Origin of the sequence: Bradyrhizobium barranii subsp. barranii (genome assembly GCF_017565645.3) — a bacterium.
Taxonomy (GTDB): Bacteria; Pseudomonadota; Alphaproteobacteria; order Rhizobiales; family Xanthobacteraceae; genus Bradyrhizobium; species Bradyrhizobium barranii.
Genome location: NZ_CP086136.1, coordinates 5902445 through 5928891 on the forward strand (window position 1 = coordinate 5902445; position 26447 = coordinate 5928891).

The 26447-nt window shown below is 62.5% G+C and carries 23 protein-coding genes; 2 read left to right on the forward strand and 21 right to left on the reverse strand.

The window, feature by feature from the left end; genetic code table 11:
- Positions 1-36 precede the first annotated feature (36 nt).
- Entirely contained in the window at positions 37-1155 is a 1119-nt protein-coding gene (locus J4G43_RS28545; RefSeq protein WP_225005762.1) for a SphA family protein, read from the reverse strand.
- 845 nt (positions 1156-2000) lie between these two features.
- On the opposite strand from J4G43_RS28545, the gene J4G43_RS28550 reads away from it, so the two are divergent.
- Positions 2001-3440 carry an outer membrane protein gene (locus J4G43_RS28550; protein WP_225005175.1) on the forward strand — a complete coding sequence of 480 codons (1440 nt, stop codon included), beginning with the start codon at positions 2001-2003 and terminating at the stop codon, positions 3438-3440.
- A gap of 206 nt (positions 3441-3646) precedes the next feature.
- Here J4G43_RS28550 and J4G43_RS28555 read toward each other — a convergent pair whose 3' ends face one another.
- The 10 genes from J4G43_RS28555 to J4G43_RS28600 all read right to left on the reverse strand — a co-directional run bounded on the left by J4G43_RS28555 (position 3647) and on the right by J4G43_RS28600 (position 16677).
- On the reverse strand, positions 3647-4300 hold the full coding sequence (locus J4G43_RS28555; protein WP_071913630.1) for a MarC family protein: 654 nt from the start codon (positions 4298-4300) through the stop codon (positions 3647-3649).
- A 12-nt stretch (positions 4301-4312) separates the two neighbouring features.
- Positions 4313-5122 carry an MIP/aquaporin family protein gene (locus J4G43_RS28560; RefSeq protein WP_063983122.1) on the reverse strand — a complete coding sequence of 270 codons (810 nt, stop codon included), beginning with the start codon at positions 5120-5122 and terminating at the stop codon, positions 4313-4315.
- A gap of 115 nt (positions 5123-5237) precedes the next feature.
- Entirely contained in the window at positions 5238-5858 is a 621-nt protein-coding gene (locus J4G43_RS28565) for a ParB-like protein (protein ID WP_208087015.1), read from the reverse strand.
- A 626-nt stretch (positions 5859-6484) separates the two neighbouring features.
- Positions 6485-7465: an HAD family hydrolase gene (locus tag J4G43_RS28570; protein WP_408581446.1), complete on the reverse strand. Its 981-nt coding sequence runs from the start codon at positions 7463-7465 to the stop codon at positions 6485-6487.
- Between the two features lie 130 nt (positions 7466-7595).
- A complete protein-coding gene (locus tag J4G43_RS28575; RefSeq protein ID WP_208089440.1) occupies positions 7596-9245 on the reverse strand; it encodes an arylsulfatase in 1650 nt (549 codons plus the stop codon).
- Positions 9246-9469: 224 nt separating this feature from the next.
- Positions 9470-11113, reverse strand: a complete 1644-nt coding sequence (locus J4G43_RS28580) for an arylsulfatase (protein ID WP_225005763.1) — start codon at positions 11111-11113, stop codon at positions 9470-9472.
- A gap of 232 nt (positions 11114-11345) precedes the next feature.
- On the reverse strand, positions 11346-13016 hold the full coding sequence (locus J4G43_RS28585) for an arylsulfatase (RefSeq protein ID WP_208089441.1): 1671 nt from the start codon (positions 13014-13016) through the stop codon (positions 11346-11348).
- Positions 13017-13142: 126 nt separating this feature from the next.
- Complete coding sequence (locus J4G43_RS28590) at positions 13143-14138, reverse strand: formylglycine-generating enzyme family protein (protein WP_208087018.1); 996 nt, start codon at positions 14136-14138, stop codon at positions 13143-13145.
- 396 nt (positions 14139-14534) lie between these two features.
- On the reverse strand, positions 14535-15917 hold the full coding sequence (locus tag J4G43_RS28595) for a LysM peptidoglycan-binding domain-containing M23 family metallopeptidase (protein WP_208087019.1): 1383 nt from the start codon (positions 15915-15917) through the stop codon (positions 14535-14537).
- A gap of 109 nt (positions 15918-16026) precedes the next feature.
- Positions 16027-16677 (reverse strand): protein-L-isoaspartate(D-aspartate) O-methyltransferase, encoded by a 651-nt coding sequence (locus tag J4G43_RS28600; protein ID WP_208087020.1) that lies wholly within the window; start codon positions 16675-16677, stop codon positions 16027-16029.
- Positions 16678-16914: 237 nt separating this feature from the next.
- Here J4G43_RS28600 and J4G43_RS28605 point away from each other — a divergent pair, with 237 nt between their 5' ends.
- On the forward strand, positions 16915-17286 hold the full coding sequence (locus tag J4G43_RS28605) for a response regulator (RefSeq protein ID WP_028152469.1): 372 nt from the start codon (positions 16915-16917) through the stop codon (positions 17284-17286).
- A gap of 3 nt (positions 17287-17289) precedes the next feature.
- Here J4G43_RS28605 and surE read toward each other — a convergent pair whose 3' ends face one another.
- From surE to J4G43_RS28655, 10 genes are all read right to left on the reverse strand, one after another.
- Positions 17290-18057, reverse strand: coding sequence for a 5'/3'-nucleotidase SurE (surE, locus tag J4G43_RS28610; protein WP_063983116.1), 768 nt, complete (start codon positions 18055-18057; stop codon positions 17290-17292).
- Between the two features lie 104 nt (positions 18058-18161).
- Entirely contained in the window at positions 18162-18530 is a 369-nt protein-coding gene (locus J4G43_RS28615; RefSeq protein ID WP_208087021.1) for a hypothetical protein, read from the reverse strand.
- Between the two features lie 197 nt (positions 18531-18727).
- The gene (gene serS, locus J4G43_RS28620) at positions 18728-20059 is read right to left on the reverse strand and encodes a serine--tRNA ligase (protein ID WP_208087022.1); all 1332 of its coding nucleotides are present in this window, start codon (positions 20057-20059) and stop codon (positions 18728-18730) included.
- 193 nt (positions 20060-20252) lie between these two features.
- Positions 20253-21065 (reverse strand): twin-arginine translocase subunit TatC, encoded by an 813-nt coding sequence (gene tatC / locus J4G43_RS28625; protein ID WP_166096776.1) that lies wholly within the window; start codon positions 21063-21065, stop codon positions 20253-20255.
- Positions 21062-21601, reverse strand: a complete 540-nt coding sequence (gene tatB, locus J4G43_RS28630) for a Sec-independent protein translocase protein TatB (RefSeq protein WP_208087023.1) — start codon at positions 21599-21601, stop codon at positions 21062-21064. The genes tatC and tatB overlap by 4 nt, the downstream gene beginning before the upstream one ends.
- 86 nt (positions 21602-21687) lie before the next feature.
- Complete coding sequence (locus J4G43_RS28635) at positions 21688-21924, reverse strand: twin-arginine translocase TatA/TatE family subunit (RefSeq protein ID WP_028156107.1); 237 nt, start codon at positions 21922-21924, stop codon at positions 21688-21690.
- Between the two features lie 167 nt (positions 21925-22091).
- Positions 22092-22841, reverse strand: coding sequence for an SMC-Scp complex subunit ScpB (gene scpB / locus J4G43_RS28640; protein WP_063983111.1), 750 nt, complete (start codon positions 22839-22841; stop codon positions 22092-22094).
- Positions 22842-22862: 21 nt separating this feature from the next.
- Positions 22863-23702 carry a segregation and condensation protein A gene (locus J4G43_RS28645; protein ID WP_063983110.1) on the reverse strand — a complete coding sequence of 280 codons (840 nt, stop codon included), beginning with the start codon at positions 23700-23702 and terminating at the stop codon, positions 22863-22865.
- Complete coding sequence (gene nagZ, locus J4G43_RS28650) at positions 23699-24727, reverse strand: beta-N-acetylhexosaminidase (RefSeq protein ID WP_208087024.1); 1029 nt, start codon at positions 24725-24727, stop codon at positions 23699-23701. Before nagZ ends, J4G43_RS28645 begins: the two co-directional genes overlap by 4 nt.
- Before the next feature lie 46 nt (positions 24728-24773).
- Positions 24774-26375, reverse strand: coding sequence for an SPOR domain-containing protein (locus J4G43_RS28655; RefSeq protein WP_208089442.1), 1602 nt, complete (start codon positions 26373-26375; stop codon positions 24774-24776).
- Positions 26376-26447: the final 72 nt, after the last annotated feature.

Genomic DNA, 26447 nt, shown 5'->3' on the forward strand with positions numbered 1-26447 from the left:
TGATCAGCAAACTGACAAGCCGCAGCTTGATTGCTGCTAGTATTTTCTGACGATGGGCTTTGTCGTCGGAGGTGCTCCGGGCGCGGGCGGCGAGATAGAGAAGGTGACCCAGGTATTCCAGCCTGATGGCCGGTTTTCCGCAGCGAACTCACCGTAGGCCTTTAAATTGAGATAGCCCTGCATGTCGCCGACCGGAAACAGGAATCCAATCTGGGGGCCGATGCCGACCACTTGGGACTGGAAGCAGCCGACGCGGTCGCCTGAACCGCTGTCGCAGCCGAGCTCCTTGTAGACATACCCCACGAGTCCAACCATGACCTGCTTCGACAGGAATTGCGATGCACCCCAGTCGAAGTGCATGTCGACGCCATTCTGATACTGCGTTGCAGTGTTCTTGAAATTGTAGGTGAAGCCGAGCACGCCGGAGAATTCGTGGCCGGTCTGCGGATTGAAATAGGTGTAGCCGCCGCCGACGTCGATCGCGCTGTGTCCGATGCCTATATTCGACAGGCGATCGGATTGGTAAGCGCCAACCGGGATGTCGCCCATGATATAGGTCATGTAGTTGTGGACCCCGGCGTTCCAGCGCAATTGGAATACCGGCGCGACATCCCCAAAGCCCCATGTGGTGTCGCTGATGGTGTCGGACCGCGCGAAGGGGACGTTGTTGCCGAGAGGGCCCGTGAGCACGCCTGACAAGGTGCCTGCCAGGCTGGTGCCGACGACGCCGTAGGCTGCTAACAGGGACACGGACGCCTGGCCGCCGAGAACCGGCGTCGCGAATACATAGGTTGGGATCACAAAGCCAAGATCGCCCGTGGCGTTGACGTTCAAATTCAGTTTTGCGTCGAGGGTAACATTGGCCGGAACCCTGTTGAGCGTGAACTCGCGCGCACGCGCGACGTCGGCGCCGGCGGAGACAGAGGTGTGATAGTAAATGTTTGCCAGCGACCAACCCGGCTGCTGCGGCGTGGCCGCCAGACTTCCAAAGAAACCGGGGACCCAGAAGCTGACGCCGCCTTCATCGGCCAACGCACAATGGTAAAAACCAACGATCGCGGACGTCAAGACGAATGCAGCAACGCCAAGTCTGCGTCGACGTGCTGATTTCGATCGCTCACTCTGCCCCGCCGCCAGTGCAATGCTCACCGTCATGTCGTGCCTCGTAAGATGTGTTACCTCCGAATACAATCCGGCGACAGCGTACCCCCGAGGCGATCGGGGCTCATCATGTAAAATTCAACGGGGATAGATCTGTCGCAAGAAAGATCAATGCTGCGACCAAAGAGCCACATGCGATAACCCAAGTCCGATCGGGTGCCACGGCAGACCTGCTGCAACCCTCTCAGCTGGAATTGTTGAGTATGCAGTTTGTGCCACTGATTCTATTTTCGGACCCCACCAACGAGTGAAAAAAAAGCAAGCTCGCATCGCCGTTCGCCGGCGTCTCTTGCTGCAACGCGATGCCAGCCGTTGCTAGGTCGCATATTGAGCCTCACGACTGCTTATTGGTAATCGAGTGTGACCAAGAGCAAAGTTGCCAGACGGTGAACCTCAAGCTCACGCTCGTCTGCGTCATTCTAGCGTAAGTCTTCGCCGCACCTGTGGCCGCTGGCCCATTCGAGGATACCGTCGATGCTCACGCCAGAAGCGATTACGCCAAGGCCCTGTACGGCCAAAGCGTGGGGAAGCCGGCTAGGCAGCAACCTCCTCGTTAGCCGAAACTTCTATTGCGGTGCTGATGACCGCCTTGGGCACAAATTCCAATGCTTCACTGCCAGATCGCCCAGCGCGTTCTCAAACAGGAGACGATCGCAAAGTCAGACAACGATGTTCACTTAAAGAACACGAAGCGGCACGAAGACTCAATTTCGTTGTGGCCGAAATGTCACCTGCATCGACATAGCAAGCTAGGCTTGATGCATATCAAACAAGTTGATTGGTCAGAGACCTTCTTGGTCATATGTTTGCGAGTTGTGGCCGACCTTGAGGAGGCGACAGTGCAGAGAGTTTTCCTCATTTGCATCGCGGCAGGATTGTTGAGCGGACCCGCTCTTGCGTCCGACCTGCCCATCAAAGCTCCGATATACAAAGCACCAATCGCGGCACCATTGTATAATTGGGGAGGGTTTTATGTTGGTGCCAACTTCGGTGGAGGATGGTCCAACGGCAGCCTGAACATTCCCGGCAACAATCTGTATGGCGGCCTGACCGAATTCGTTGGAGGCGTGCAGGCGGGCTATAACTTCCAGGCCGGCCACTTTCTGTTTGGTGTCGAAGGTGAGTTCGATGGAGCCGGCTTCGGTCATCCGGTCTTTCCTGCTCCGACATTAGCCTTTGTAGACCAGCACTGGATCGGCACCGTGGCGGGCCGTGTCGGCCTCGTGGATGATCGATGGCTCGTATTCGCCAAGCTTGGCGGCGGCTGGGTCAACAGCAGCGCTACTTTGAACCTCCCCGGCGCCGCTTGGAACGGGACCAGCACGAACACCGGCTGGTTGGCGGGCGCTGGCATCGAATACGGCTTCAAGTCGCATTGGACCGTCAAACTCGAATACGATTATCTTGGGCTATCGAACTGGCGTTCTCCCACCGTCCCCTCGGTCGCTTTGAACCGCGACCTACAAATGGTCAAAGCTGGCATCAATTATAAATTCGAAAGCGGCCTTCCTGCGGTGGCCGAGGCGCCGAAGCATTCCCACGAGCCTTCGGACGACGAAGATCTACAGAAGAAATCACAAAACCCGATCGCGGATTTGGTCAGCGTGCCGTTTCAGAGCAACACCAATTTCAATACCGGACCATTCAATCGCACTCAGGAAGTACTCAACATTCAACCCGTCGTGCCCATGCATTTAAACGATGACTGGAACGTAATCTCACGTACGATCATTCCGCTGGTGAGCCAGCCGAGTCCGTTCTTCGACAGTAGCACCAACGGGATTGGCGACGTTACTCAATCGTTGTTTGTGTCCCCCGTGCATCCCGGGCCGCTGATCTGGGGCGTGGGACCAGTCTTCACCGTTCCGTCCGCAAACGATCCCATCCTCGGGACCGGTAAATTTTTGTTCGGCCCAACGGCCGTGTTAGTGGTCACGCCGCCACATTGGGTGATCGGTGTATTGCTCAATAACCAGTGGTCGGTCGGCGGCAATCCGCTGCGACCGCCTGTCAACGCCTTCCTCGCCCAGCCCTTCGCCAACTACAACATGGCGCACGGCTGGTACCTGAACACGTCACCCATCATCACCGCGGATTGGCTCGCGGCGTCGGGGGAGCGGTGGACAGTGCCGGTCGGCGGCGGTATCGGTCGGGTTTTCAGAGTGGGTGATCAACCGATCAACGCATCGATTCAAGCCTATTACAACGTGATACGTCCGACTGGCGCTCCGGCCTGGTCACTGCGAACTACTGTCGCGTTGCTGTTCCCGGTTAATTGACACGGCAACCTGGCGCGCAACGAGACTTGTGTCTCGGTGTCCGAAGTGGATGATCGCGTCCTTTGTACTGTGGGCGGACAATTTCCCGACGCCGCGTAATACGGTCCACCTTGGACTCGGTTCGGTTCAGAACAAATCTCCGATTGGCAGAATACATCCGAGGTCAAGATCGCTCCGGAATTTGCGTGGCGCCACCAACAGCTAGTTCAACGCAGAATCGTCACACCATGCGTCTGCAATGCCTCAATGATACCGTCGAAGATCAGCGCAACGCCCATCGCAGAGACGAAGAAGCCAACTATTCGGGTGATAGCATCGATCCCCATTGCGCCGAGCTTGTCGAAAAGTTTCCCGGCATATGCCAGACACAGGTAGGTGACGACCATCGTCGCGAAAATAGCCACGACGATCGCTACGAAAGAGGCCAGTTCCGCTGATGATCGCTTAATCGTGGCAGTCATGCCGAGGATGGTGGCGATAGCGCCTGGTCCGCACATGAGCGGCATCGCAAGCGGCACGAAAGCTATGTTACCGCTCTGATCCGCGCCGCTGGCCGGAATCACGCCACCGGAAGCGGATGGTGAAAATAGTTCAAAGCCGATCTTCATCAGGATGATCCCGCCGACGATGCGGACCATGCTCAGCGGCACGCCGAACAAGCGTAGGATCAGCGTTCCGAAGATCAAGAAAAAGAGAGATAGAAGCAGCGCATAGAGGCAAGCTTTCCATGCCACCTTGCGATGTGTGGCGGCGTCCTTGCCTTCCAGCATCTTCAGATAGACCGGCAGGACCTCGAACGGATTTATTATCGCGAGCAAAGTCGCGAACGTACCCACGAACAGCGAGAGTTCATGACCCATTATGCCTGCGCCTCACCCTTTCTCCGGGTGCTCGACTTCGGTGAAAAGGCTCCCCTGTGCCGCACCTGAGCCTGCGCGGCCGCCGCCGGCACCGCGGAGCACCCATGCTGCACCCACTGCGAGAACTGCACCCACGAGTGGACCTGCGACATACACCCAATAGCTCGTGAAGTCGGTCGCGATTAAGTTCGGGCCGAACGTGCGCGCTGGGTTCATCGACGCTCCCGAGATAGGGCTCCCCCACAGCCCGGCGAGTGCAATGTACGCGCCGACGCCGATCGCGCCGATGATCCCGATGTTCTGAGCGCCTGACGCCGTGCCGAGAATGACACTGACGAGACCGAGGGTCAGCACGGCCTCCATCAGGAACGCATCGGACGCGGAGTATCCCGACGCGGGATAGTTCGACCCGTAGCTGGCCGACACGTTGATCACGGCGTGCAGGAACAGTGCCGCGAGCGTCGCCCCGATCAACTGCACGACGATATATCCCGGTACGCGACGCCATGGGAAGTCGCCACGCACCGAGAACGCGATACTGACCGCGGGATTGAGATGAGCGCCGGACACCTTGCCCATGAAGAGGATGATCGCCATCACCATCAGACCGGGTGCGACGACCGCAGCGGCACGGCTGATCGTGCCGGGAAAGGCCTGCCCCATCATGCCGCCACCGGCGGCCACGAGGACGAGGAAGAACGTTCCGAGCAGCTCCGAGAAGAGGCGGCGCCACTCTTGGTTCGGATCGTGGAAGTCGTTTAGCGACGCGACAAGCTCGTGATCCAGATGGCTCAGTGTTCTATCGGCCACTGTTTGCGCCATGAGCTACTCTTTCCTCTGGTCGATGCCGCTGTCCGTTAGCCTCTCGCACCAAGCCTGCACGGCTCGTCGGGTCATCGGCGCGCTTGCGGATTTTTCGAGCGGGATAGGCATGCCTTCAATCCTCCAAGACGGGACCACACCAGCCGGGCAGGTAGCTCGCCTCCTCGTTTTTGGACAATTCCAGGGCTTGCTCGAGGGCTTCCTCGAAGTGGGTGTCTACGGTTTTGCGCTTGACCCGGCGACGCAAAAAATCCGCCCACAAGAACTCGCTGAACGGCGTCGTGTCCTTGGCGTCCCCGCCGGCGCGCCGCAGTTCGCCCGCCAACGAGCGGAACGGATCGTCAATAAGCCCGGCCACGGTCTTCGGCAAATCCTTGTAAGGGCGCAGACGGCCCTCGTCGTCGTACGAATGCATCCAGCTTTGATTGTCCAAGACGAACCAGAACGAATCGGGCTCCAGCGTCCTGAGGTTTTTCACCACGGTAACCAATACCTCTTCGACCCCTTCTTCATGGAGCGCACGCGCCAGGTGGTGATGATCGATGACGTAGTGGCGGTCCTTCGGGCCAAGCACGACCGGGATCATGTGCTTGCCCAAGAACTCGGCTCCTTTCTCTTTGCTCTCGTCGCGCCAGCGCTTGCGCTTCTCCTTGACCTCCCGAATGCCGACCGTCATCTGGGTCGGGCGCAGGTCTGCGATCGCAACGGGCTTGAGAATGGGTTCACGGTCCGACATCGTGCAGACTTCTTTGATCACTAGTCCGGAAATGTTCGCTTTTAGAAGACGTCATCGCCTCGTCAGCAACCGACCGCGAGGCCAGCCGCGTCCGGTTCGGTCCCGATCACCGGACATTCTCAGCGCCCGTCGGCAAAGCCCGCCTTTATAACAACGACCCTTCGTCGTGCTCACGGTGGACTATTCCATTGATCTGGATCAACGGTCGGCCAAGACTCTTGGCGCACGCCCGTACCGGGGCTACACGGACATGATGGCGCTTCGTGATTGTGGTCGATGACGATGCGGCCATCCTGAAGCGTGTGGCGCATGCTGTTCGCAGGTTTAGCTTCGAATAGTCAATTCGAGGGAGTCTGACCGTGAACATCACTCCCACCATGCGCGCATTGGTATGGTCGACCTCCGTTCTGGCTCTCACAATTGGTCCGACCTTCGCCCAGCAGATCTCGGGAACGCCGGCTGATGTCCTCCTTGCGTTAACAGCGGACGTCCGCGCCTCGAACGCGGTGCCGCCGGCGACAAAGATGGTCGGTGTGCAAGTCCGGAATGCGTTGGGTGCCTCTTGCCGGTAACCATGTCCGCTGGCTATTGCCGTCCAGATGGCACTTATGGGTCCTTAGAGGATGTCAGTCGAAGGCAAAGATGCGCTTCCAGTCCTTCTTCATGTCGACAACCGCCCACTTGTTGACGGCCGCGGCGTCGAGCGCGACGTCGAGTTTCCCGAAATGCGAGTCGCGGTCATAGGCATATTCGCGTTCCGCATCGGTATGGTGGACGATCAGGCCGAACCGCGCGCCACTGGCGCCGAGCGTCGTCCATTGCAGCATTTCGAGATCGCCGTCGGAGTTGCCGAAGGCGGCGATCGGACGCCGGCCAATGTGCTCGTTGATGCCGATCGGCTTGCCCGCCTTGTCGTCGATGAAATTGATGTCGGGCAGCCGGAATAGCGTTGGCGCACCGTCCTTGATCTCAAATCGGGTTTTGATCGACGATCCGACCACCTGTTCCGACGGCACCCCGTAGATCCGCTCGGTCCAGGGCCGCATGAACTCGATGCCGCCACCCGACACGATGAAGGTCTTGAAGCCGTTGGCCCTGAGGTAGGCAAGCAGTTCCAGCATCGGCTGATAGACGAGCTCAGTATAAGGGCGCTTGAAGCGACGGTCGCGCGCGGTCGCGAGCCAGTCGGTCACGATTTTTTCGAACTCTGCCGTCGTCATGCCGGCATGAGTTACCGCGATGATCTCGACCAATCCTTTTTCGCCTGAAGCCGCAAGCGCCTTCAGGTCGCCGTCCAGCACCGCCGCGAACGGCTGCTTGGTCTTCCATTCCGGATGCATTGGCGCCATGGCCTTCACGCGGTCGAGGGCGAAGGCCAGTTGCACATACATCGGCTGCTCGACCCATAGTGTGCCGTCATTGTCGAAGGTCGCGATGCGCTGCTCGACCGGCACGAAGAAAGGCCCGCCTTGCGTCGTGACCCGCGCGACGAAATCGAGGATCGAAGCCTTGGTCGCCCCCTCGTTCCAGGACGGGAGTGGATCGCGTGCCTGTGCCAGCGCGGAGGTGGAGCGGAGTGAGGCGGAGAGCAAGGGAAGGACGGCCAGTGACGAGAGCAGGATGCGGCGATCGATAGCAGGAAAACGGATGATCGGTTTCAAGGTCGACTCCTTTCCGTTGCCAAGCGGGCGCACAGGAGTTCGGTGCGCCCGCCATGAAACCAGTCGATGCCAGGCGCTACTTGCCCACCGCCGCCCGGGCCGCCTCGATTTTCGCCTTCACGGCATCGAGGTTGAAACTCGCGCCCTTTTGCATCGGCGGAAACTCGATCGCCGTCATCGCCAGCTTTTCCACCTGCTGCTGAACAAATACAAAGCGCCAGAATTCGTATTTGAACCAGTCGAAGTATTGCTGCGCGCCTTCTTTACTCCCGTTATCGGGCCAGCCGGTGCGCTCGAATGGATCGAGGCGAAGATTGGTCAAATAGGGCACGTCAACCTTGGTTTTTTCGCCGAGCCAGCCTTTTGGCTGGTCGATAAAGCGATACTTGAAGTCGTCGATGCGCACGGCACCGAGTTCGCTCTCTCCGAAGTAAAAGATTTCGTGCCGGTTCGACGGCCCCTTGCCGGTAATCATGTCCATCTGGTTATAGCCGTCCAGATAGCACTTATAGGTCGTGTCACCGATCTGTTTGCCCTTCTGCAGCTCCTCTGCAATGTTCGGGTTGCCGGCGGCCGCCAGCAAGGTCGGAAACCAGTCCAGACCGGAAATGATGCCGTTCTCGACCTTGCCGGCCGGCACCTTGCCCGGCCAACGGATCATGCAGGGCACGCGGAAGCCACCTTCCATGACGGTGCCTTTGCTCTGCGCGAAAGGCGTCTGCCCGCCATCAGGCCAGGTGAAGACCTCGGTGCCGTTGTCGGTGGTGAAGACCACGATGGTGTTGTCGTCCACGCCCATATCCTTGAGCTTCTGCATCACCATGCCGACGTCGTCATCGAGCTGCGCCATGCCGGCTTCATGTATCGACCAGCCGTTCTTGGAGTTGCGCGTTGCCTCGTACTTTGGTGAAAGATGCGTGACGATGTGCATCCGGGTCGGGTTGAGCCATAGAAAGAACGGCTTGTTGTCGGCCTTGGCCTTCTCGATGAACTTGATCGCCAGGTCGCGGATTTCGTCGTCCACGGTCTCCATTCGCTTGGGATAGAGCGTTCCAGCATCCTCGATCTTCTGCTTGCCAACCTTGCCCCAACGCGGGTCCACCGTGGGGTCATCCACGTTGGTCGCATAAGTATGAAGCATGTTGCGTGGACCGACGACGTTCAGCAGATCCTGCGGGTAGTTTGGGTGCGCGGGGTCTTCCATTGCGTCGAGGTGATAGAGGTAACCGAAGAACTCGTCGAAGCCGTGCACTGTCGGCAAGAATTCATTCTTGTCGCCAAGGTGATTCTTGCCAAACTGGCCGGTGGCGTAACCCATTCCTTTCAACGCCGTGGCGATGGTCACGGCCTGCGCCGGTATGCCTATGGCAGCGCCGGCCTGACCGACCGTGGTCATACCAGTGCGGATCGGCAGCTCGCCGGTAATGAAGTTGGCGCGACCTGCCGTGCAACTCGCCTCCGCGTAGTAATCCGTGAACAGCATGCCTTCGGCGGCGAGCTTGTCGAGATTGGGCGTCCGGCCGGCCATCAGGCCGCGGTGATATGCGCCGATATTCCACATGCCGATGTCGTCACCCATGATGAATACGATGTTCGGCCGCTGCCCGGCTGGCGCTGGTGACGGTGTTGGTTGCTGCGCATGCGCAGAACTTGTTAGCCCGACCGCGGTGAGTGCCGAAGCGGCGACAAGAGAACTCCCGCTCAGCAAAAGATCGCGGCGTTTCATTCCGTTGCCCGATTGCGGAGTAGCGTCGTGGGAATCTCCAGGCGGAAGCTTATTGCTCATGACGTACTCCTCCCGTTGTTACGCAATTGGCTCTGTTCGCTTGACGCATCGGAAGCCGGCGTGGCTTGTGGAGGTGGCGACCGGCCCGACGCGGCCTCTTTGATCACTTGCTCGCTATTCCGTGGGCGGGCGCCCCAACGCGGAGCGCCCGCCCACCGCACATTCTACTTGCCAGCGTGCGACTGCATGGCCTTCTCGATCTGTTCCTTGACGGCTTCGAGGTTGAAGCTCGCGCCCTTCTGCATCGGCGGAAACTCGATCGCCGTCTGGGCGAGCTTGCCGACCTCCTGCTGCACGAACTGGAACCGCCAGAACTCGAAAACAAACCAGTTATAGAATGCCAACGACCCCTGCGCGCCGTTGGGCAAGTTCGTGCGTTCGAACGGATCAAGCCGAATGTTGGTGAGGATCGGCCAATCAACCTTGACCGTGCCGCCTAACCAGCCGCTCGGCTGATCGGTGAAGCGATATTTGAAGTCGTCGATGCGTACCGCGCTCAGTGTGCCCTCGGTGAAATAGAAGACCGAGTGGCGGGCAGACGGGCCCTTTCCGGTAATCAGGTCCATCTGGTTGAACCCGTCGAGGTAGACCTTGTAGGTCTTGCCGGCGAGTTGCTTTCCTTTCCTCAACTCGTCGGCAATATTCGGATTGCCCGCTGCGGCGACGAAGGTCGGGAACCAGTCGAGTCCGGAGATAATGCCGTTCTCGACCTTTCCCGCCGGCACCTTGCCCGGCCAGCGGATCATGCAGGGCACGCGGAAGCCACCTTCCAGGGCCGTTCCCTTGCCGCCCGCAAATGGCGTCTGTCCACCATCCGGCCATGTAAAGTTCTCCGCGCCGTTGTCGGTCGTGAACGCGACGATCGTGTTGTCGTCGAAGCCCTCGTCCTTGAGCTTCTTCATGACGGCGCCGACGATATCGTCCAGTTGGGCGAATCCGCCCTCCGAAACCGACCAGCCGTTGTCGGAGTTGCGCATGTTCTCGTACTTCTCGGAGAGGTGGGTGACGACGTGCATGCGCGTCGGGTTGAGCCAGACGAAGAACGGCTTGTTGTCCCGCTTGGCCTTGTCGATGAAGTCGAACGTGATCTTCAGGATTTCGTCATCCACCGTCTCCATCCGCTTTGGATAAAGCGGTCCGGAGTCCTCGATCTTTTGCTTGCCGATCTTGCCCCAGCGCGTCTGCACCGTCGGATCGTCGACGTCGGTCGCCCAGGAATGAACCATATTGCGCGGACCGACGGTGGCCAAGAGCGCTTGCGGGTAGTTGCGGTGGGCCGGGTCTTCCATCGCGTCGAGGTGGTACAGATAGCCGAAGAACTCGTCGAAGCCGTGCATGGTCGGCAGGAATTCGTTGAGGTCGCCGAGGTGGTTCTTGCCGAACTGCCCCGTGGTGTACCCCATGGATTTCAATGCGGTCGCGATCGTCGGCGCCTGCGCCGGCATTCCGATCGGGGAGCCGGCCTGGCCGACCGTGGTTAGCCCGGTGCGGATTGGCAGTTCGCCTGTGATGAAATTGGCGCGGCCCGCCGTGCAACTCGCCTCGGCGTAATAGTCGGTGAAGCGCATGCCTTCTGCGGCGAGCTTGTCGAGGTTTGGTGTCCGGCTCGCCATGATACCCTGATAGGCACCTATATTGAACCAGCCGATGTCGTCACCCATGATGAAGACGATATTCGGCCGCTGGCCGGCCGCTGCGGGGGCTGGAGCGGGCTGCTGCGCGTGTGCCGGCGTTGTCAGCCCGACGGCCGAGAGCGCCGAAGCGGCCACAAGCGAACTGCCGCTCAGCAGCAGATCGCGGCGTTTCATTCCGCCGCCCGATTGCGGCGCAACGTCGTGCGATTCTTCTGGCGGAAGCTTGCTACTCATGACGTGCTCCTCCTGTTGTTATGCAATTGGCTCTGTTCGCTTGATGCATCGGAAGCGGACGTGGCTTGTGGAGGTGCCGACCGGTCGGGCGCGGCCTCCTTGATCACTTTGCTCGCTATTCCGTTGGCGGGCGCCCTATGTCGGGCGCCCGCATCACCCGCAAGCATCCGAGCTACTGGCTCGGGTGCCCCTGACCCTTCTTGAGCTGTTCCATGACCTGATCCAGGTTGTAGCTCGCGGGATCCTGAAGGGGGGGAAACTCCCTGTAGGATTCCAGCTCCTTCAGCCAAAGCACCTGCCCGATGGGCAGCAGGTTCCAGTCGTATATGTAAGCTGTGACCGGCCCGGCGAGCGCGCCGCTGAACCAGAAGCTCGCCTTTTTCTCATCGCCCCACGACGTCTCGAATGGATCGCGCTTGAGGTTTACCATGCCGGCTGCGAACTGGGTCTGGACTCCCGGGGAGAGGAAGCCCGTCGCGGTTTCGGGCGCGATCGCGAAATACATCTTCCAATTCTTGTAGCGCACAGCCGACGGGTGGCTGCTTGAATAGTAGAAGAAGGTGTCGCGCGCCGACTTTTCCGAACGTCCGGAAAGGTACTCGGTCTGATCGACGCCATCGAGCTTGGTCTTGACGATGCCCGGATAGGCGCCGGCCATGATCCGCTTGTTCAGCGCATCGCCCTTGGCTCCGCCGGCAATGTTGACAAGCGTGGGCAGCCAGTCGAGCGACGCGAAGATGTCGTTCTTGACGGTCCCGGGCTTGATGACGCCCGGCCAGCGGATGACACAGGGAGCGCGCATGCCGCCTTCCCAGGTGTTCATCTTCGAGCCCTTGAACGGGGTCGTGCCGCCGTCCGGGTAGGTGAACGTCTCGGCACCATTGTCGGTGGTGAACACGACGATCGTGTTGTCGAGCTGGCCCATGTCCTGGAGCTTCTTCAGCACGTAGCCAATGTTGTCATCCATCTGCTTCATGCCGGCTTCGTTGACGCCCCAGTCCTTGCCGCCGGGCTCGCCGACCATGGCCATGTACTTGTCGTTCAGCACGGTTGTGACGTGCATGCGCGCCGGGTTGTACCAGACGAAGAAAGGCTTGCCCGTCGTCTTCGGGTCGTTGCGATCGATGAAGTCGATGACCTTGGCCGAGATTTCCTCGTCGACCCCCTTCGATCGCTCGAGCGTCAGCGGGCCCTGGTCGATGCACTGCTGAGTCCTGGATGTACCATCCGACTTGCACGCCAGCACGTTGCGCGGAGGCGTCAGGCAAACCGTCGTTTGCGGATCGACCGCGCCCGGTACTTCCGGGATGCCGGGGATCGGCGTATTCTTGCAGGGCGGGGCAACCGTCTGCTGGGTGGGGGACTTGTTGATGTCCGGGAAGCTCACGCCCTGCATCGCATCGAGGTGATACAGGTAGCCCCAGAATTCCTGGAAGCCGTGCGCGGTCGGCAGCGCGTCGGTGTGATCGCCGAGATGGTTCTTGCCGAACTCGCCGGTGTTGTAGCCGAGATCGAGCAGGAATTTGGCGAGCGCCGGGGTGCCGGGCCGCAGATAGGACGGGCTGCCGGGCAGTTGCGGGGGGATCATGCCGGTGCGCAGCGGATTCATGCCGGTGAAGAAGGCATTGCGACCGGCCGTGCAGCTCTGCTCGGCGTAATAGTGCATGAAGATCGCGCCTTCGTTGCCGATGCGATCGATGTTGGGCGTTTCGCCGACCATCAGGCCGCGGTGGTAGATGCTCGGCTGCATCCAGCCGATGTCGTCGCCCATGATGAAGAGGATATTGGGTTTCGGTGCCGGCTGTGCGGTCGCCGGCGTGCTGGCTGCCCCGGACAGCGACATCAATATCGTCGCGCCAAGCAGCGAGGCGCAGGACCTCTTGTGGCAACGGGACGTCTTGAACGGTGGAATTGCGGCAAAGGGTGGCTTGTCATTGAATATGCAATTCAACATGGCCTCGCTCTCCCATTATGATGCGTTAGAGACACCTCGCCTGATGCACCGAAATCCAAGGTGACTCGTGGATGTGTCGATCGGCTCCGCATGCCGCGCAGCCGGCCGGTAGCGTCTGCAGTAGTTCGGCGCGCACAAATGCGAGCCGCCTTTGATGACCTTGCGTGGAATCTTGACGTTGGTCGTTCTGGGGTCGTAGCTGTCGGCCTCGCGGCCGCCGCGCGGGTTCTCTGGAATGCAGCAGGCTTTTGCAGCGTCGGCCTCATGCCGAGGCGAGTACCAGTCGGACGTCCATTCCCAGACGTTGCCGATCAGATCGTGCAGCCCGTAACCGTTCGGCGGAAATGCGTTGACCGGCGATGTCCGTTCGTATCCGTCGTCCCTGGTGTTCTGGCGTGGAAATTCGCCCTGCCAGGTGTTGGCCATGTGACGGCCCTCGGGCGCAAATTCATCTCCCCATGCGAACTCGGCGCCGTCCAGTCCGCCGCGCGCCGCGAACTCCCATTCCGCTTCGGTTGGCAAATCCTTGCCGGCCCATTTTGCGTAGGCGAGCGCATCGCTGAAGGCCACATGCACGACGGGATGATCGTCCAGCCCACGGATGTCGCTGCCCGGCCCGTAGGGATGCCGCCAGTTCGCGCCTTTGGCGAAGGTCCACCACTGGCTGAAGTCCCGGAGACTGACCGGATGCGCGGGCGGAGAGAACATCAGCGAGCCCGCATAGACCATGTGCGGGAGTATTCCCGGATAGTCCTTTGGATCGGGCGCGATCTCGGCAACGGTGACGTGGCCGGTAGCCTTCGCGAACGCCTTGAATTGCCGGTTGGTCACTGGATGGCAATCCATCCAGAACGCATCCACGGTGACACGGTGGACCGGCGCTTCTTCCGGATAGTGCCGATCCGAACCCATGCGAAACGTGCCACCCGGCACGAACAGCATCCCCTCACCTGTTGGATGCTGGTACGATTGTCCGGAATCAGGCGGCGATTTCGTATCAGCCAGCTTCATGCCGAACTCCGGACCCGTGCGTCATTGGCCTGCGCTGCTACGGACACGGAACGCGAGGCTTCCAGGTTGATCTAAATCAAAGGGTGTCCCGGTCGGGTTATTCGCGATGTTGCCGGGTCCGGCCTGCCATGTCCGCTGCGCCATCGAAACCGAAGCAGCTTCAGGACATTAGGACATTTCACCGGCAGCCATCGGCTACTTTGCATGGGGTTGTTTTTCGAAAATTGATTGTCCGGACACAAAGGCCTCAGTACGCCACGATTCGAGGCAGCTTCTCGGCTTGGCAACCGCCGCCTCTGGAATACTGGATCGCCCGCACCAGTGCGCAATGCGCACAAGGCGGGCGATGACAGCATACTCGTGGTGATTGCGTGCCCTACTCTGCGGGCCCGCGCCTCACGCCCCGTTCAGGAATTGAAGCGGGTCAACCGGGCTCGATCCCTTACGGATCTCGAAGTGGAGCTGCGGCGACGCCACCTCCCCGGATTGACCCGACTTGGCAATGACCTGACCGCGCTTGATGGTATCGCCGCGCTTCACCATCAGCTCACTCGCATGGGCATATGCGGTGACGTAGCCGTTGGAGTGCCGAACCAGGACCAGATTGCCGTAACCTTTGAGCTCGTTGCCTGAATAGGCGACGACGCCGTCTTCTGCCGCCTTGACCGGCGTACCCTCGGGTACCGCGAGATTGATGCCGTCATTGGACTTGCCATTGGTCTTGGCGCCGTAACTCGTGACCACCTTGCCGCGCACCGGCCAGCGGAAGGTCGGCAGCGCGCTCGTGGTCTCCGCAGCTTTCGCCGGAGCCTCGGCGGCCTTCTCCTCGACATTGGCCGTGGCCTGGGCCAGACGCGCGCTTTGCACGGGTGCGGCGACAGCGGCCATCTTGGTGGCGGGCGCGGGAGCAACTGCAACGGGCTGCAGCGTGCCCGCGACAGGAGCCGCAGCAACCGGCGCCGCGACGGCGGCGGTCTTGGCACCCGGCACGGTCAGCCTGGTGCCGAGCTTGAGCTTGGCCGACGGAGCAAGACCGTTGGCGCGGGCGAGTTCGACAGGCGAGATATGGTTTTTGCGGGCAATGCTGGCGAGCGTGTCGCCGTGGTTGACGAAGTGCGTGCTCGGCGGCGCGGCGACAGCTGCAACCGGCTTCGCAGCTGGTGCCATCGCGGGAGCCGCCGCGACAGGAGCCATCGCCGGTGCGGGCGCAGCCGCTGTGGCCGGATGCGGGATGATCAATTGCTGGCCGGGCGAGAGCGCGCGCGGGCCCTTGTAGCCGTTGGCGGCGAGGATCGCCTGCGGCGTGACGCGATAGCGCTTGGCGAGCACGTCGAGCGTGTCGCTGGTGCCGACGATGATCTTGGTCCCGCCGGGCGGCTGGGCGGCCGCGACCGAGCGCGGCGGCACGGTGGCCGTGGTCTCCAGATGCGGCTGTGCCGGGGGCGCGTAGGAGCTGACGCCGCGACCGCCTCCGGACACCCCGCCACCCGCCGCAACCGGATAGGATTGCGGCGCGGAGACCGCCGGCGGCGGCAAGGGCTGCGACTGATAATAACCGGGCTGCGTCTGCGGCCGCGAATATTGCGGCAGCTCACGCTGCGGCGGCGGTGCCTGCTGCACCGAGCCGGTCTGCTCAGACGCGAAAGGATTGGAGAAATTCGACTGGGACAGCCGCGACTGCATGTCGGCGCTGCACCCTGCGAAGCTGAACGAGATCAGCGCCAAGACCGCAACCTGCGGCACGCGGCGCGAGTAAAGCAACTCGGCGACTACAGACATGGTTACTCACTCGTACGCAACAGAACTGGTCTTTTAAGTAAACACGTCGCGAGTAAATAACGGCTTAACCCTCCCAATAAGATGTTGGCGGCACAGCCGATCCGGAAATCTACAGCTCCCGCGCCACCCCGGGCAGCGCCGGCACGAAGCGGACCTCGACGAGTTCCTTGCGCTCGATCCCGGCTTCGGTCCGGCTGAGACGGACCAGCGTCTGCACACCATGGTGCGGGCCGATGGGCGCGATCAGGATGCCGCCGACCTCCAGCCGCTCGACCAGGTTCTCCGGAAGCTGCTCCATCGCGGCGGTCACGATGATGCGGTCGAACGGGCCGATATTGGCCGGCAGGTTGAGGCCGTCGCCGAGCATCACCTCGACATTGTGACAGTTTAGCTTTTCGAGCCGGGCGCGTGCCGCCTCCGCGAGCTTGCGGTAGCGCTCGACGGTCAGCACCTGGCCTGCGAGACGCGACAGCACGGCGGCCTGATAGCCCGAGCCGGCGCCGATCTCGAGCACGCGGTGCTTCTTCTGGAGCTGCAGCTGCTCGGTCATGTAGGCGACGACGAAGGGCTGGCTGATGGTCTGCCCGCAGGCGATCGGCAGCGCGCTGTCACGATAGGCGGCGTCGCGATCGGTCTCCTCGACGAACAGATCGCGCGGCACCTCCTCCATGGTTCGCAGCACCGCCTGATCGCTGATGCCCCGGCGCCTCAGCGAGAGCTGAAACATCATCTTTTCCGGCGGGTGCTGATCGGAGGTCATCGCTGCTTATCGTCTCGTCGGGTCCGGGGCCACGTGTCTCGTTAAGACCCGGGGCAGGAATCCTGTTCCTACCCAGGAACCCATGATAGCCGTTCGGGCGCGGTATTGGACCATAAATCGGCTTGCAACGGGTTGGCTGCAAAGACCATTTTCGGGTGTCCGCTCGCTGAAACGCGCATTGCGTCGATTCGCGTTATCTGCGAACGTTTTCCGCAAATGGGCAAGGACTCAACGACTATGACCGCGACCGGACCTTCGGGCCGCTCTGTATTCCTCGTCGAGGACGAGGTGATGATCAGGATGATGGTCGCGGATATGCTCGAAGAGCTCGGCTACAAGGTGGCTGCCGAGGCCGGCGATATCACCGAGGCCCTGCGGCTCGCCCAGGCGACCGAGTTCGACATCGCCATCCTCGACGTCAACGTCAACGGCAAGGTCATCTCTCCGGTCGCCGATGTTATCAGGGCGAAGGGCTGCCCGTTCATCTTCGCCACCGGCTACGGCTCCTCCGGCCTGCCCGAGCAGTACCGTGACCGGCCGGCCTTGCAGAAGCCGTTCCAGCTCGACGCGCTCGGCAAGACCATCGAAGCCGCCCTTCGCGGCGGCTAGCGATTACTTCAGCGTCGCGCTCAACGCTTCGGAAAACGCCTCATTGGTGCGGTCGAGCCGGAGCGGCGTGACGGAGACATAGCGCTCGCGCAGCGCCGCCAGATCGGTGCCTTCGGCAGGCGTATCCATCATCGCGGCGCGCTCGAAGCCGATCCAGAAATAGGGATTGTTGCGGCCGTCCCTGCGCTCGTCGATCCTGAGGAAGCCGAGATTGCGTTTGCCCTGGCGCGTGACGCGAATGCCGAGCACCTCTTCCGGCGTACAGGCCGGGAAATTGACGTTGATGACGGTGTCCTTCGGGATGCCGGCGGCGATCACCTTGCGCAGGATGTCGGGTCCGAATTTGAGCGCGGTGTCCCAAAGCGGGCGCTCGCGCGTCTCGACGCTGAACTCCTGCGACAGGGCGAAAGACGGCAGCCCCAGGATGGTGCCCTCCAGCGCGCCGGCGATGGTGCCGGAATAGACCACGTCCTCGGCGACGTTGCGGCCCTTGTTGACGCCGGACAGTACGAGGTCCGGTGGCTTGGTGCCGAGGATATGGCGCGCGCCCATGATGACGCAGTCGGTCGGCGTGCCGCGCACGGCGAAGTGCTTTGGTCCGACCTCGCGCAGGCGCAGCGGATCGTTCAGCGAGAGCGAATGCGACACGCCGGACTGGTCGAGCTCGGGCGCAACGACCCAGACGTCGTCGGACAATGCGCGCGCGATCTCCTCCACGACCTTGAGGCCGGGGGCGTGAATGCCGTCGTCATTGGTGCAGAGAATGCGCATATTAAAAATCGTTCCTGAAGCGGATCTGAGCCGTCTTATCCGGCCGGCGCCGATCAGGCAAACCGGCCGACTGGGTCCGGCGGCGGGTTCCCAGCCTGGTCCTGCTACCTGCGGATGCGCCATTGCGGCAGGAAGCGTGCGAGCCTGCCTTCCGCACGCAGCTTCATCGCCGGCACCACCAGGCTCACGACCGGAGCCTCGATCACCCCGAGCGCCTCCAATTGCGCGAGGATCGGGTCCGGGTCCGGCTCCGGCGTCTGCGGAAAGCGTTCGCGCGCCACGGTCAGCGCCTTGTCGAAATCCGCAGCATTCACGCCGGGCTTGGCCCGCCGGCTGCACACGAGATCGTCATCCCAGAGCCGCGCGATCGCGATGTCGAACACACCACGCAGACGCTGATCGACGGCCTGGATACCGGCACCTGTCACCGCCCATTGTCTGCCGACCCAGAAGATGTCGCGGTGCAAGGCCATGAACAGTGAGTTCGTGTTGTCGGGTGGCGGGCAGAATAACCAGCCGCCCGATCTTCGCAACCAAACGTTTCTGCGTGACAGCCGGGCAACACGCCCCGGACTCCCGTTCCGATAGAATCGGAACGGGACTTCAGATTTTTATCTTGTTTGACGCGCTTTCTCGACGCGAACCGGTATCCACTTCGCTCGAAAACGCCCTACTCGCGCGCGACCACCTTCAGTCCGCCCATATAGGGCTGGAGCACGCTGGGGACGGCGATCGAGCCGTCCTCCTGTTGATAAGTCTCCATCACGGCGATCAGCGCGCGGCCGAGCGCGGTGCCGGAGCCGTTCAGCGTGTGCACGAATCGTGGCTTGCCGTCCGGACCGCGCGAGCGGGCGTCCATGCGACGGGCCTGGAAGTCACCGCAGACCGAGCAGCTCGAGATCTCGCGGAACGCGCCGCCCTCGCCCTGCCCGGGCATCCAGACCTCGATGTCATAGGTTTTTTGCGACGAAAAGCCCATGTCTCCGGTGCAAAGCGTCATCACACGGTAGTGCAGATCGAGCCGGCGCAGCACTTCCTCGGCACATGCCAGCATCCGCTCATGCTCGTCCTTGCTGGTCTCCGGCGTCGTGATCGACACCAGCTCGACCTTGGTGAACTGGTGCTGGCGGATCATGCCTCGGGTATCACGTCCTGCGGCGCCCGCCTCCGCGCGAAAACACGGCGTCAGCGCAGTCAAGCGCATCGGCAGCTGCTTCTCATCGAGGATGGATTCGCGAACGAGGTTGGTGAGCGCCACCTCCGCTGTCGGAATGATGCCGAGACGCTCGGTCCGCAGCCGCTCCAGTTCGGGTGCGGCGAGCAATTCGCCCTTGATCGCCCAGAACTGGTCGTCCTCGAATTTCGGCAATTGTCCCGTGCCGAACATGATCTCGTTGCGGACCAGCAGCGGCGGATTGATCTCCGTATAACCGTGCTCGTCGATGTGCAGATTCAGCATGAACTGGCCGAGCGCGCGTTCGAGCCGCGCCAGCCCCTTCTTCAGCACGACGAAGCGCGCGCCGGAGAGCTTGGCCGCCGTCTCGAAATCCATGTCACCGAGCGCGCCGCCGAGATCATCATGGGGCTTGGGCGCAAACGCGTAGTTGCGCCGGTTGCCGAAGACATGGCGTTGCACGTTGCCGTGCTCGTCGACGCCGTCGGGCACTTCGCCGAGCGGCAAATTGGGGATCGCCGACAGCGCCGTGGCAAGCTCCTCGTCGGCGGCTTTCGCAACGGCCTCGAGCTGCGGCATCGTTGTCTTGAGCTCGGCGACCTCCGCCATGAGCTTGGCGGCACGCGCGTCATCCTTCGCCTTCTTGGCGTCGCCGATCTCCTTGGAGGCCGCATTGCGCCGCGCCTGCGCCTGCTCCGAGGCCAGGATCGCCGCCCGCCGCTTCTCGTCGATCGCGAGTAGCGACGCCGACAACGGCTTCAGGCCACGCCTGGCGAGGCCGGCGTCGAAGGCTTGCGGATTGTCGCGGATCGATTTGATGTCGTGCATGGCGGTGGTCCTGGATCAGCGCATAAACCTACAACGGCGAACGTTGTACGTCAGCGCGTTCCCCCTAGCACAGCTGTCATCGCCCGCGAAAGCGGGCGATCCAGTATTCCAGAGGCGCCCGTGATTCCCCGAGAGGCTGCGGCGTACTGGATTCCCCGCCTTCGCGGGGAATGACACCGGTGGACGTGGCGCCCTACTCCGCCGGATTAGCCGGCGTCGACACGTCGGTCCCGGTGGCGGCCTTCGACGCCGCCGCCTTCTTCTCCACCATCCCGACCGCGATGATCGAGCCCTCGTAGAGCAGGAGCAGGGGGATCGCCAGCGAGCACTGGCTCAGCACGTCGGGCGGCGTCAGAACGGCCGCGATGACGAAGGCGATGACGATGAAATAGCGGCGCTTCTCGCGCAGCATCTTCGAGGTCACGATCCCAATACGCCCGAGCAGCGTCAGGATCACCGGAAGCTGGAAGGCGATGCCGAAGGCGAAGATCAGCGACATCATCAGCGACAGATATTCGCCGACCTTGGGCAGCAGCTGGATCTGCGCGGTCTCGTCGCTGCCGGCCTGCTGCATGCCGAGCGAGAAGCGGACCAGCATCGGCAGCACCACGAAATAGACCAGCGCCGCGCCCAGCACGAAGAAGAACGGGGTCGCGACCAGATACGGCAGGAAGGCCTGCTTCTCGTGCTTGTAGAGCCCGGGCGCGACGAACTTGTAGATCTGCGTCGCGATGATCGGGAACGAGATGAAGCCGGCGCCGAACAACGCGAGCTTGAGCTGGGTGATGAAATATTCCAGCAGCGCCGTGTAGATGAACTTCGAATTCTCGGGACCCGCGACCCACACGAACGGCCAGACCAGCACGTTGTAGATCTGCTTGGCGAAGAAGAAGCAGAAGATGAAGGCCACGCCAAAGCCAAGCAGCGCCTTGATCAGCCGCGACCGCAGCTCGATCAGGTGGTCCATCAGAGGGGCTTTGCTGGCCTCGATATCGGCGTCGCTCATGACGCTTTGACGTCCTTGATCGCCTCGGGTGGCGCAGTGTCTTGAATGACCTGGGCCTGCTCGACCTCGCGGGTGATCGCGAGCGGCCCGTTCGCAGCCGCATGCGCCTCGGCTTCCACGAAAGTCTCGGGCGTCGGCGCTTCCGGCGTGGTTGGTGTCGCCGGCGTTTCGCTTGAAATCGCCAGCGCTTCACTTGAAGTCGCTTCGACGGCGGTGGTCGTGGAGGTCTCGGCCGGCTTGTCCAGCGCATCGACGCGAAGCGCGTCGCTCACGTCCTTCTGGAGCGAGGTCATCAGATTGTTGCCGGCAAAGCCGGAAGCGGCTTCCTTGACCTCGTCAAAGCTCTTCTTGAGGTCGGCCATTTCGGCCTCGCGCATCGCTTCCTGGAACTGGCCCTGGAATTCGGCAGCCATCTTGCGGGCCTTGCCCATCCACTGCCCGACCATGCGCAGCACGCCCGGCAGCTCTTTCGGGCCGATGGCAACCAGGGCCACGACCCCGATCAGGACCAGTTCACTCCACCCGATGTCGAACATGAGGTCTTCCGTTCACGCCAGCCGCGACCGGCCCAATCCTTCGCGCTTAGGATCGGCGCCGTCACCCGCGTCTCGCGTACGCTTACTCAGACGGCCTTGCTGCCGACGTCGGACCGGGCCGCGGTCGGCGGCGCGGCGGCGTGCTCGATCGACTTGGCCGGCTCGGGCTTGTCGGCGACCTTGTCGTCGTCCTGCATGCCCTTCTTGAAGGCCTTGATGCCCTGGGCCACGTCGCCCATCAGATCCGAAATCTTGCCGCGGCCGAACAGCAGCAGGACGACTGCGATCACCAGGATCCAGTGCCAAATGCTAAGCGAACCCATCCTGCAACCCTCCAAACACACTTGGCCGGGGACCCGGCCGATCTTCCCCGAAACCTAGGCTCGGCAGGCCTCAAAAACAAGGACCAAGGCAGCGCCAATTCGCTGTTGGCGCTACGTAATCTTGCCAGTGTTAACTGGTCGCAGGGAGCCTCTAAACGACCGGGACGTCAGTCCTCGCTGCCACCCTCGCCGCCCTCATTGCCGCCTTCCGGCGTCTCGGGCTCGACCGCAGGCGCCAGCGCCAGATCCAGGTCCTCGCCCGGTTCCAACGGATCCTCGTCCTCGCGCAGCTGCGGATCATCCGAGGGGGTCGGCACGCTGAATCCGGTCGGCAGGCGCGAATCCAGCAGGCCCGTGCCCTTCAGCTCTTCCAGGCCCGGCAGATCGCCAAGCTGTTCCAGGGTGAACTGCGACAGGAAGTCCTCGGTGGTTCCGAACGTCAGGGGGCGGCCGGGCGTCTTGCGACGACCGCGCGGCTTGATCCAGCCGGTCTCCAGGAGCACGTCGAGCGTACCCTTCGAGGTGACGACGCCGCGGATCTCTTCGATCTCGGCGCGCGTCACCGGCTGGTGATAGGCGATGATCGCCAGCACCTCGATCGCAGCGCGCGACAGGCGGCGGGTCTCGGTGCTCTCCCGCGTCATCAGCCAGGCGAGATCGCCGGCGGTGCGGAAGGTCCATTTGTTGGCGACGCGCACGAGATTGACGCCGCGCAAGGCATAGTCGGCCTGGAGCTGTTCGAGCGCAGCCTTGACGTCGACCCCATCAGGCATGCGCTTGGCCAGCGTCGCGGTGTCCAGCGGTTCATTCGAAGCAAACAGCAGCGCTTCCAGCAGCCGCAGCTCTTCGGGACGCGCCTGGGACTCGTTCTCCATCGGCTCGGCCTCTTCTACCCGCACTTCAGCCAGGCTTGCCATGGTAGCTTCTCCTTCTTGCACTTAACCGACCGGCGCATCAGGCGCAGGAGCTGCGTCCACGACCGGTTTCGGGCGCCCCTTCCGGAAATAGATGGGCGCGAACGCCTCTTTCTGGTTCAACTCGAGCTGACCCTCACGCACCAGTTCGAGCGCAGCCGCAAAGCTCGAGGCGAGCACCGTCGCGCGCTGCGTCGGATCGGCAACGTGCCGGAGCAGAAAGTCGTCGAGAACGCCCCAGTCGTCCTGTTCGCTGATGCTGCCGACAAGCCGCTCCAGCGTGGCGCGCGCCTCAGCGAGCGACCACACCGTGCGCTTGGCCAGATGCACGCTCGCAAGCACGCGCGACTGGCGCTGCGCGGCATAGGCGGTGAGCAGGTCGTACAGCGTCGCGGTGTATTTCGGGTGCTTGATCTCCGCGATCTGCTCAGGCTCGCCGCGCGGAAAGATGTCGCGCAGCAATTGCTGCCTGTTCATCAGCCGGTTGGCGGCTTCGCGAATGGCTTCCAGCCGGCGCAGGCGGTTGGCGAGCGCGGTCGCCATCTCTTCTGCGCTCGGGCCTTCCGCACTGGGCGGCTCCGGCAGCAGCAGGCGCGACTTCAGGAAGGCAAGCCAGGCCGCCATCACGAGATAATCGGCAGCAAGCTCCAGCCGGATCTTTCGCGCGGCTTCGATGAAGTGGAGGTACTGGTCGGCCAGCGCCAGGATCGAGATCTTGGCGAGATCGACCTTCTGCTGCCGCGCCAGCGCGAGCAACAGGTCGAGCGGGCCCTCATAGCCCTCGACGTCCACAACCAACGCCGGCTCACCCTCGGCGAGCTCTGCAGGCCGCCCGGTTTCAAACGATAGGATTTCTGCGGTCATGCGGATGCCGTGTTTGCCCGTGCGATCAATGCGTCCAGTTCGGCGCGTGCGGCCGCCCGGTCGAACGGCTGCGGTACCCTGCGCGACGCAAGTGCGGCCTTCGCGCGCGCCAGCGCCGTGCCGGACAGCTCAGGTGTCTGGCCGGCGACCTCGCGCATCTCCTCGATGTTGCCGTTGCAATGCAGGGCCATGTCGCAGCCGGCCGCGAAGATGGCGCGGGTCCGTTCGGCGATATTCCCCGACAGCGCGTTCATCGACACGTCATCACTCATTAACAAACCCTGGAACCCGATCACGCCGCGAATCACCTGAGTGATCATTGTCGCAGAAGTCGTCGCCGGATGGGCGGGGTCGACCGCGCTAAACACAACATGTGCAGTCATGGCCATCGGCAGGTCGGCCAGCGGCTTGAATGCCGCAAAGTCGGTCCGGTCGAGTTCGTCCCTCGGAGCATCGACCGTCGGCAGTTTGAAATGGGTGTCGGCGGTGGCGCGTCCATGTCCGGGAATGTGCTTCAGAACCGGCAGCACGCCGCCCTGCTCCAGGCCCTCAGTGACCGCGCGCGCGATCGCGGCGACCTTGCCGGGCTCAGTGCCGTAAGCCCTGTTCCCAATGACGGCATCGGCACCCGGCACCGGCACGTCAGCCAGCGGCAGGCAATCCACGGTAATGCCGAGATCGGCAAGATCAGACGCAATCAGCCGGGCGCTGAGGCGCGCAGCCGTCAATCCAAGTGCCGAATCAGCGTCGTACAAGGTCGAGAAAATCGCGCCCGGCGGATAGACCGGCCAGTGCGGCGGGCCCAGCCGCTGCACCCGGCCACCCTCCTGGTCGATCAGGACAGGCGCGTCAGCTGCGCCAGCAGCCGCCCGCAATTCCTCAACCAGCGCAGCAACTTGAGCCGGCGCCTCGACATTGCGCTTGAAGAGGATGATGCCCCATGGGCGTTCGGCACGGATAAACTCCCGCTCGACGGCGGTTAGTTCCGTTCCGGATACACCGGTAATGAAGGCCCGCGTGCTCATAACGGCCGATTAACCCTGCCCCGCGAGGGGGTCAAGGAAACGGCCGTTAATTCCTCTGGACGAAGCAGGCGGACAGGCCAGCGGACTTCAGGCTGTTGCAAGCCTGCGTCGCTTCCTCGGCCGAACCATAGGGTCCGGCGAAAGCGCGATAGACGACCCCCTTGCCCTTGTCGGTCAGATCGACCCGCTTGATCACCGGCGAGCGCGATCCAAGCACGCTGCCATATTTGCTCTGAAGCACCCGGTAGGACGCGGCCGCGCTGTCCTCGCTCTGCTGCGAGGAGACCTGCACGACGTAGCCGCCGCCACCATTGCTGGCGGGCGTGATTTGCGTCGGGTTGGTCGCAGCCATCCGCTGCGGCACCTCCGCAACCGGCGTCGATTGCGGCGCAAGCGAGAGCGGCTGGTTGGCACTGGCATTGGCCGAAGTCGGCGGATTGCGCGGCGCTGGCGGTGCGGCGGGCGCGGCAACGGGCTTCGGCGCGGCTGCCGCCGGCTTGGCGGCCGCGGATTGCGGCGCGGTGCTATCGGTCTGATCGGCCCTCACGGCCACAGTCCTGATCGAGCGCGGCGTGTTGGCCGGCAGCGTGCCGTTGCTCGGGATCGGACCCGCGCTTGGCGGCGGGATCGTGGACGGCGCGACGCTCGCCACCGACGGCGGGTTCGCGTTCTGGTTCAGTGGCGGGAACACCACGCGCGGACCGCCCGCCTTGGCAGCGACGTCGACAGGCGCCTCTTCACGCGGCACGATCCTCTCGGAGCCATCGCCGCTCGCCATGCGATCCGGCACCTTCGCCGAGGAGTCGGTCGGCGCCGGCACGATCTTGGTTGGCGTGTTGTCCGCCTTGATGATCGGCGGCTCGCCGCTGCGGGGCGAACCGACATAGGTCTTGTAGGCGAAGGCCGCGCCAGTGCCGACCACGGCAAGCGCGAGGATCGCTGCGACCGTCATCATGCCGCCGCGCGGCTTCTTCGGCTCGTCGAGATCGGCCTCGGGATAGTCGCTCTGGAACGCGTAAGGATCGTCTGGATAGGCGGGGTCGCGCTGATAATCCTGCTCGCCGCCCTCCAGCCGTCCATAGAGCGCGTCGTCGTAGCGTGCCGGATCGGGCGGCTGATGCGGCTCCTGATAGGCTTGCTCCTGGTAAGCCTGATCATGCTGCTGGTGAGCGCGGCCCTGATGGGCCTGATCCTGATAGGCCTGCGCTTGATGGGCCTGATCCTGGTAAGCGTGGTCCTGATAGGCCTGCGGCTGATGGAAATCAGGCTCGGGCGCGGTCGGCTGGGCTGAATAGCGGTGCAATGGATGAACCGGGTTCACAGAAACGGGATAGTCGGGCTGCTCGGGCGCGGGCTGCGGCTGCACGTTGGCGCGCCGCATCCATGAGGGCGGCCCGGGCGGAGCCGGCGGCGCCTGCTCGGCATAATCCTGCCGATAGTCGTCCTGCGGATAGTCGTGGTCCTGATAGCTCTGCGTTGGCGGTGCCGGCGGCTGAGCGCTCGGCCGTCCCTGCGCTGCGAATGGATCGGTCTGTCCGATCAGGCGGGCGAGTTCGGCCAAGGGATCGTTGTCCGCCTTCCCATGCTGATCGCCACCGCGACCATAGCCATCGGAAGGAAACGTTCTGTCCTGATATCGTTCGGCCATCGTGATGATGCGTCCCTTCGGGAAAGCCGCGCGCCCCTCGACCAAGGCGCGGCTTTCGACCCACAAGGCATT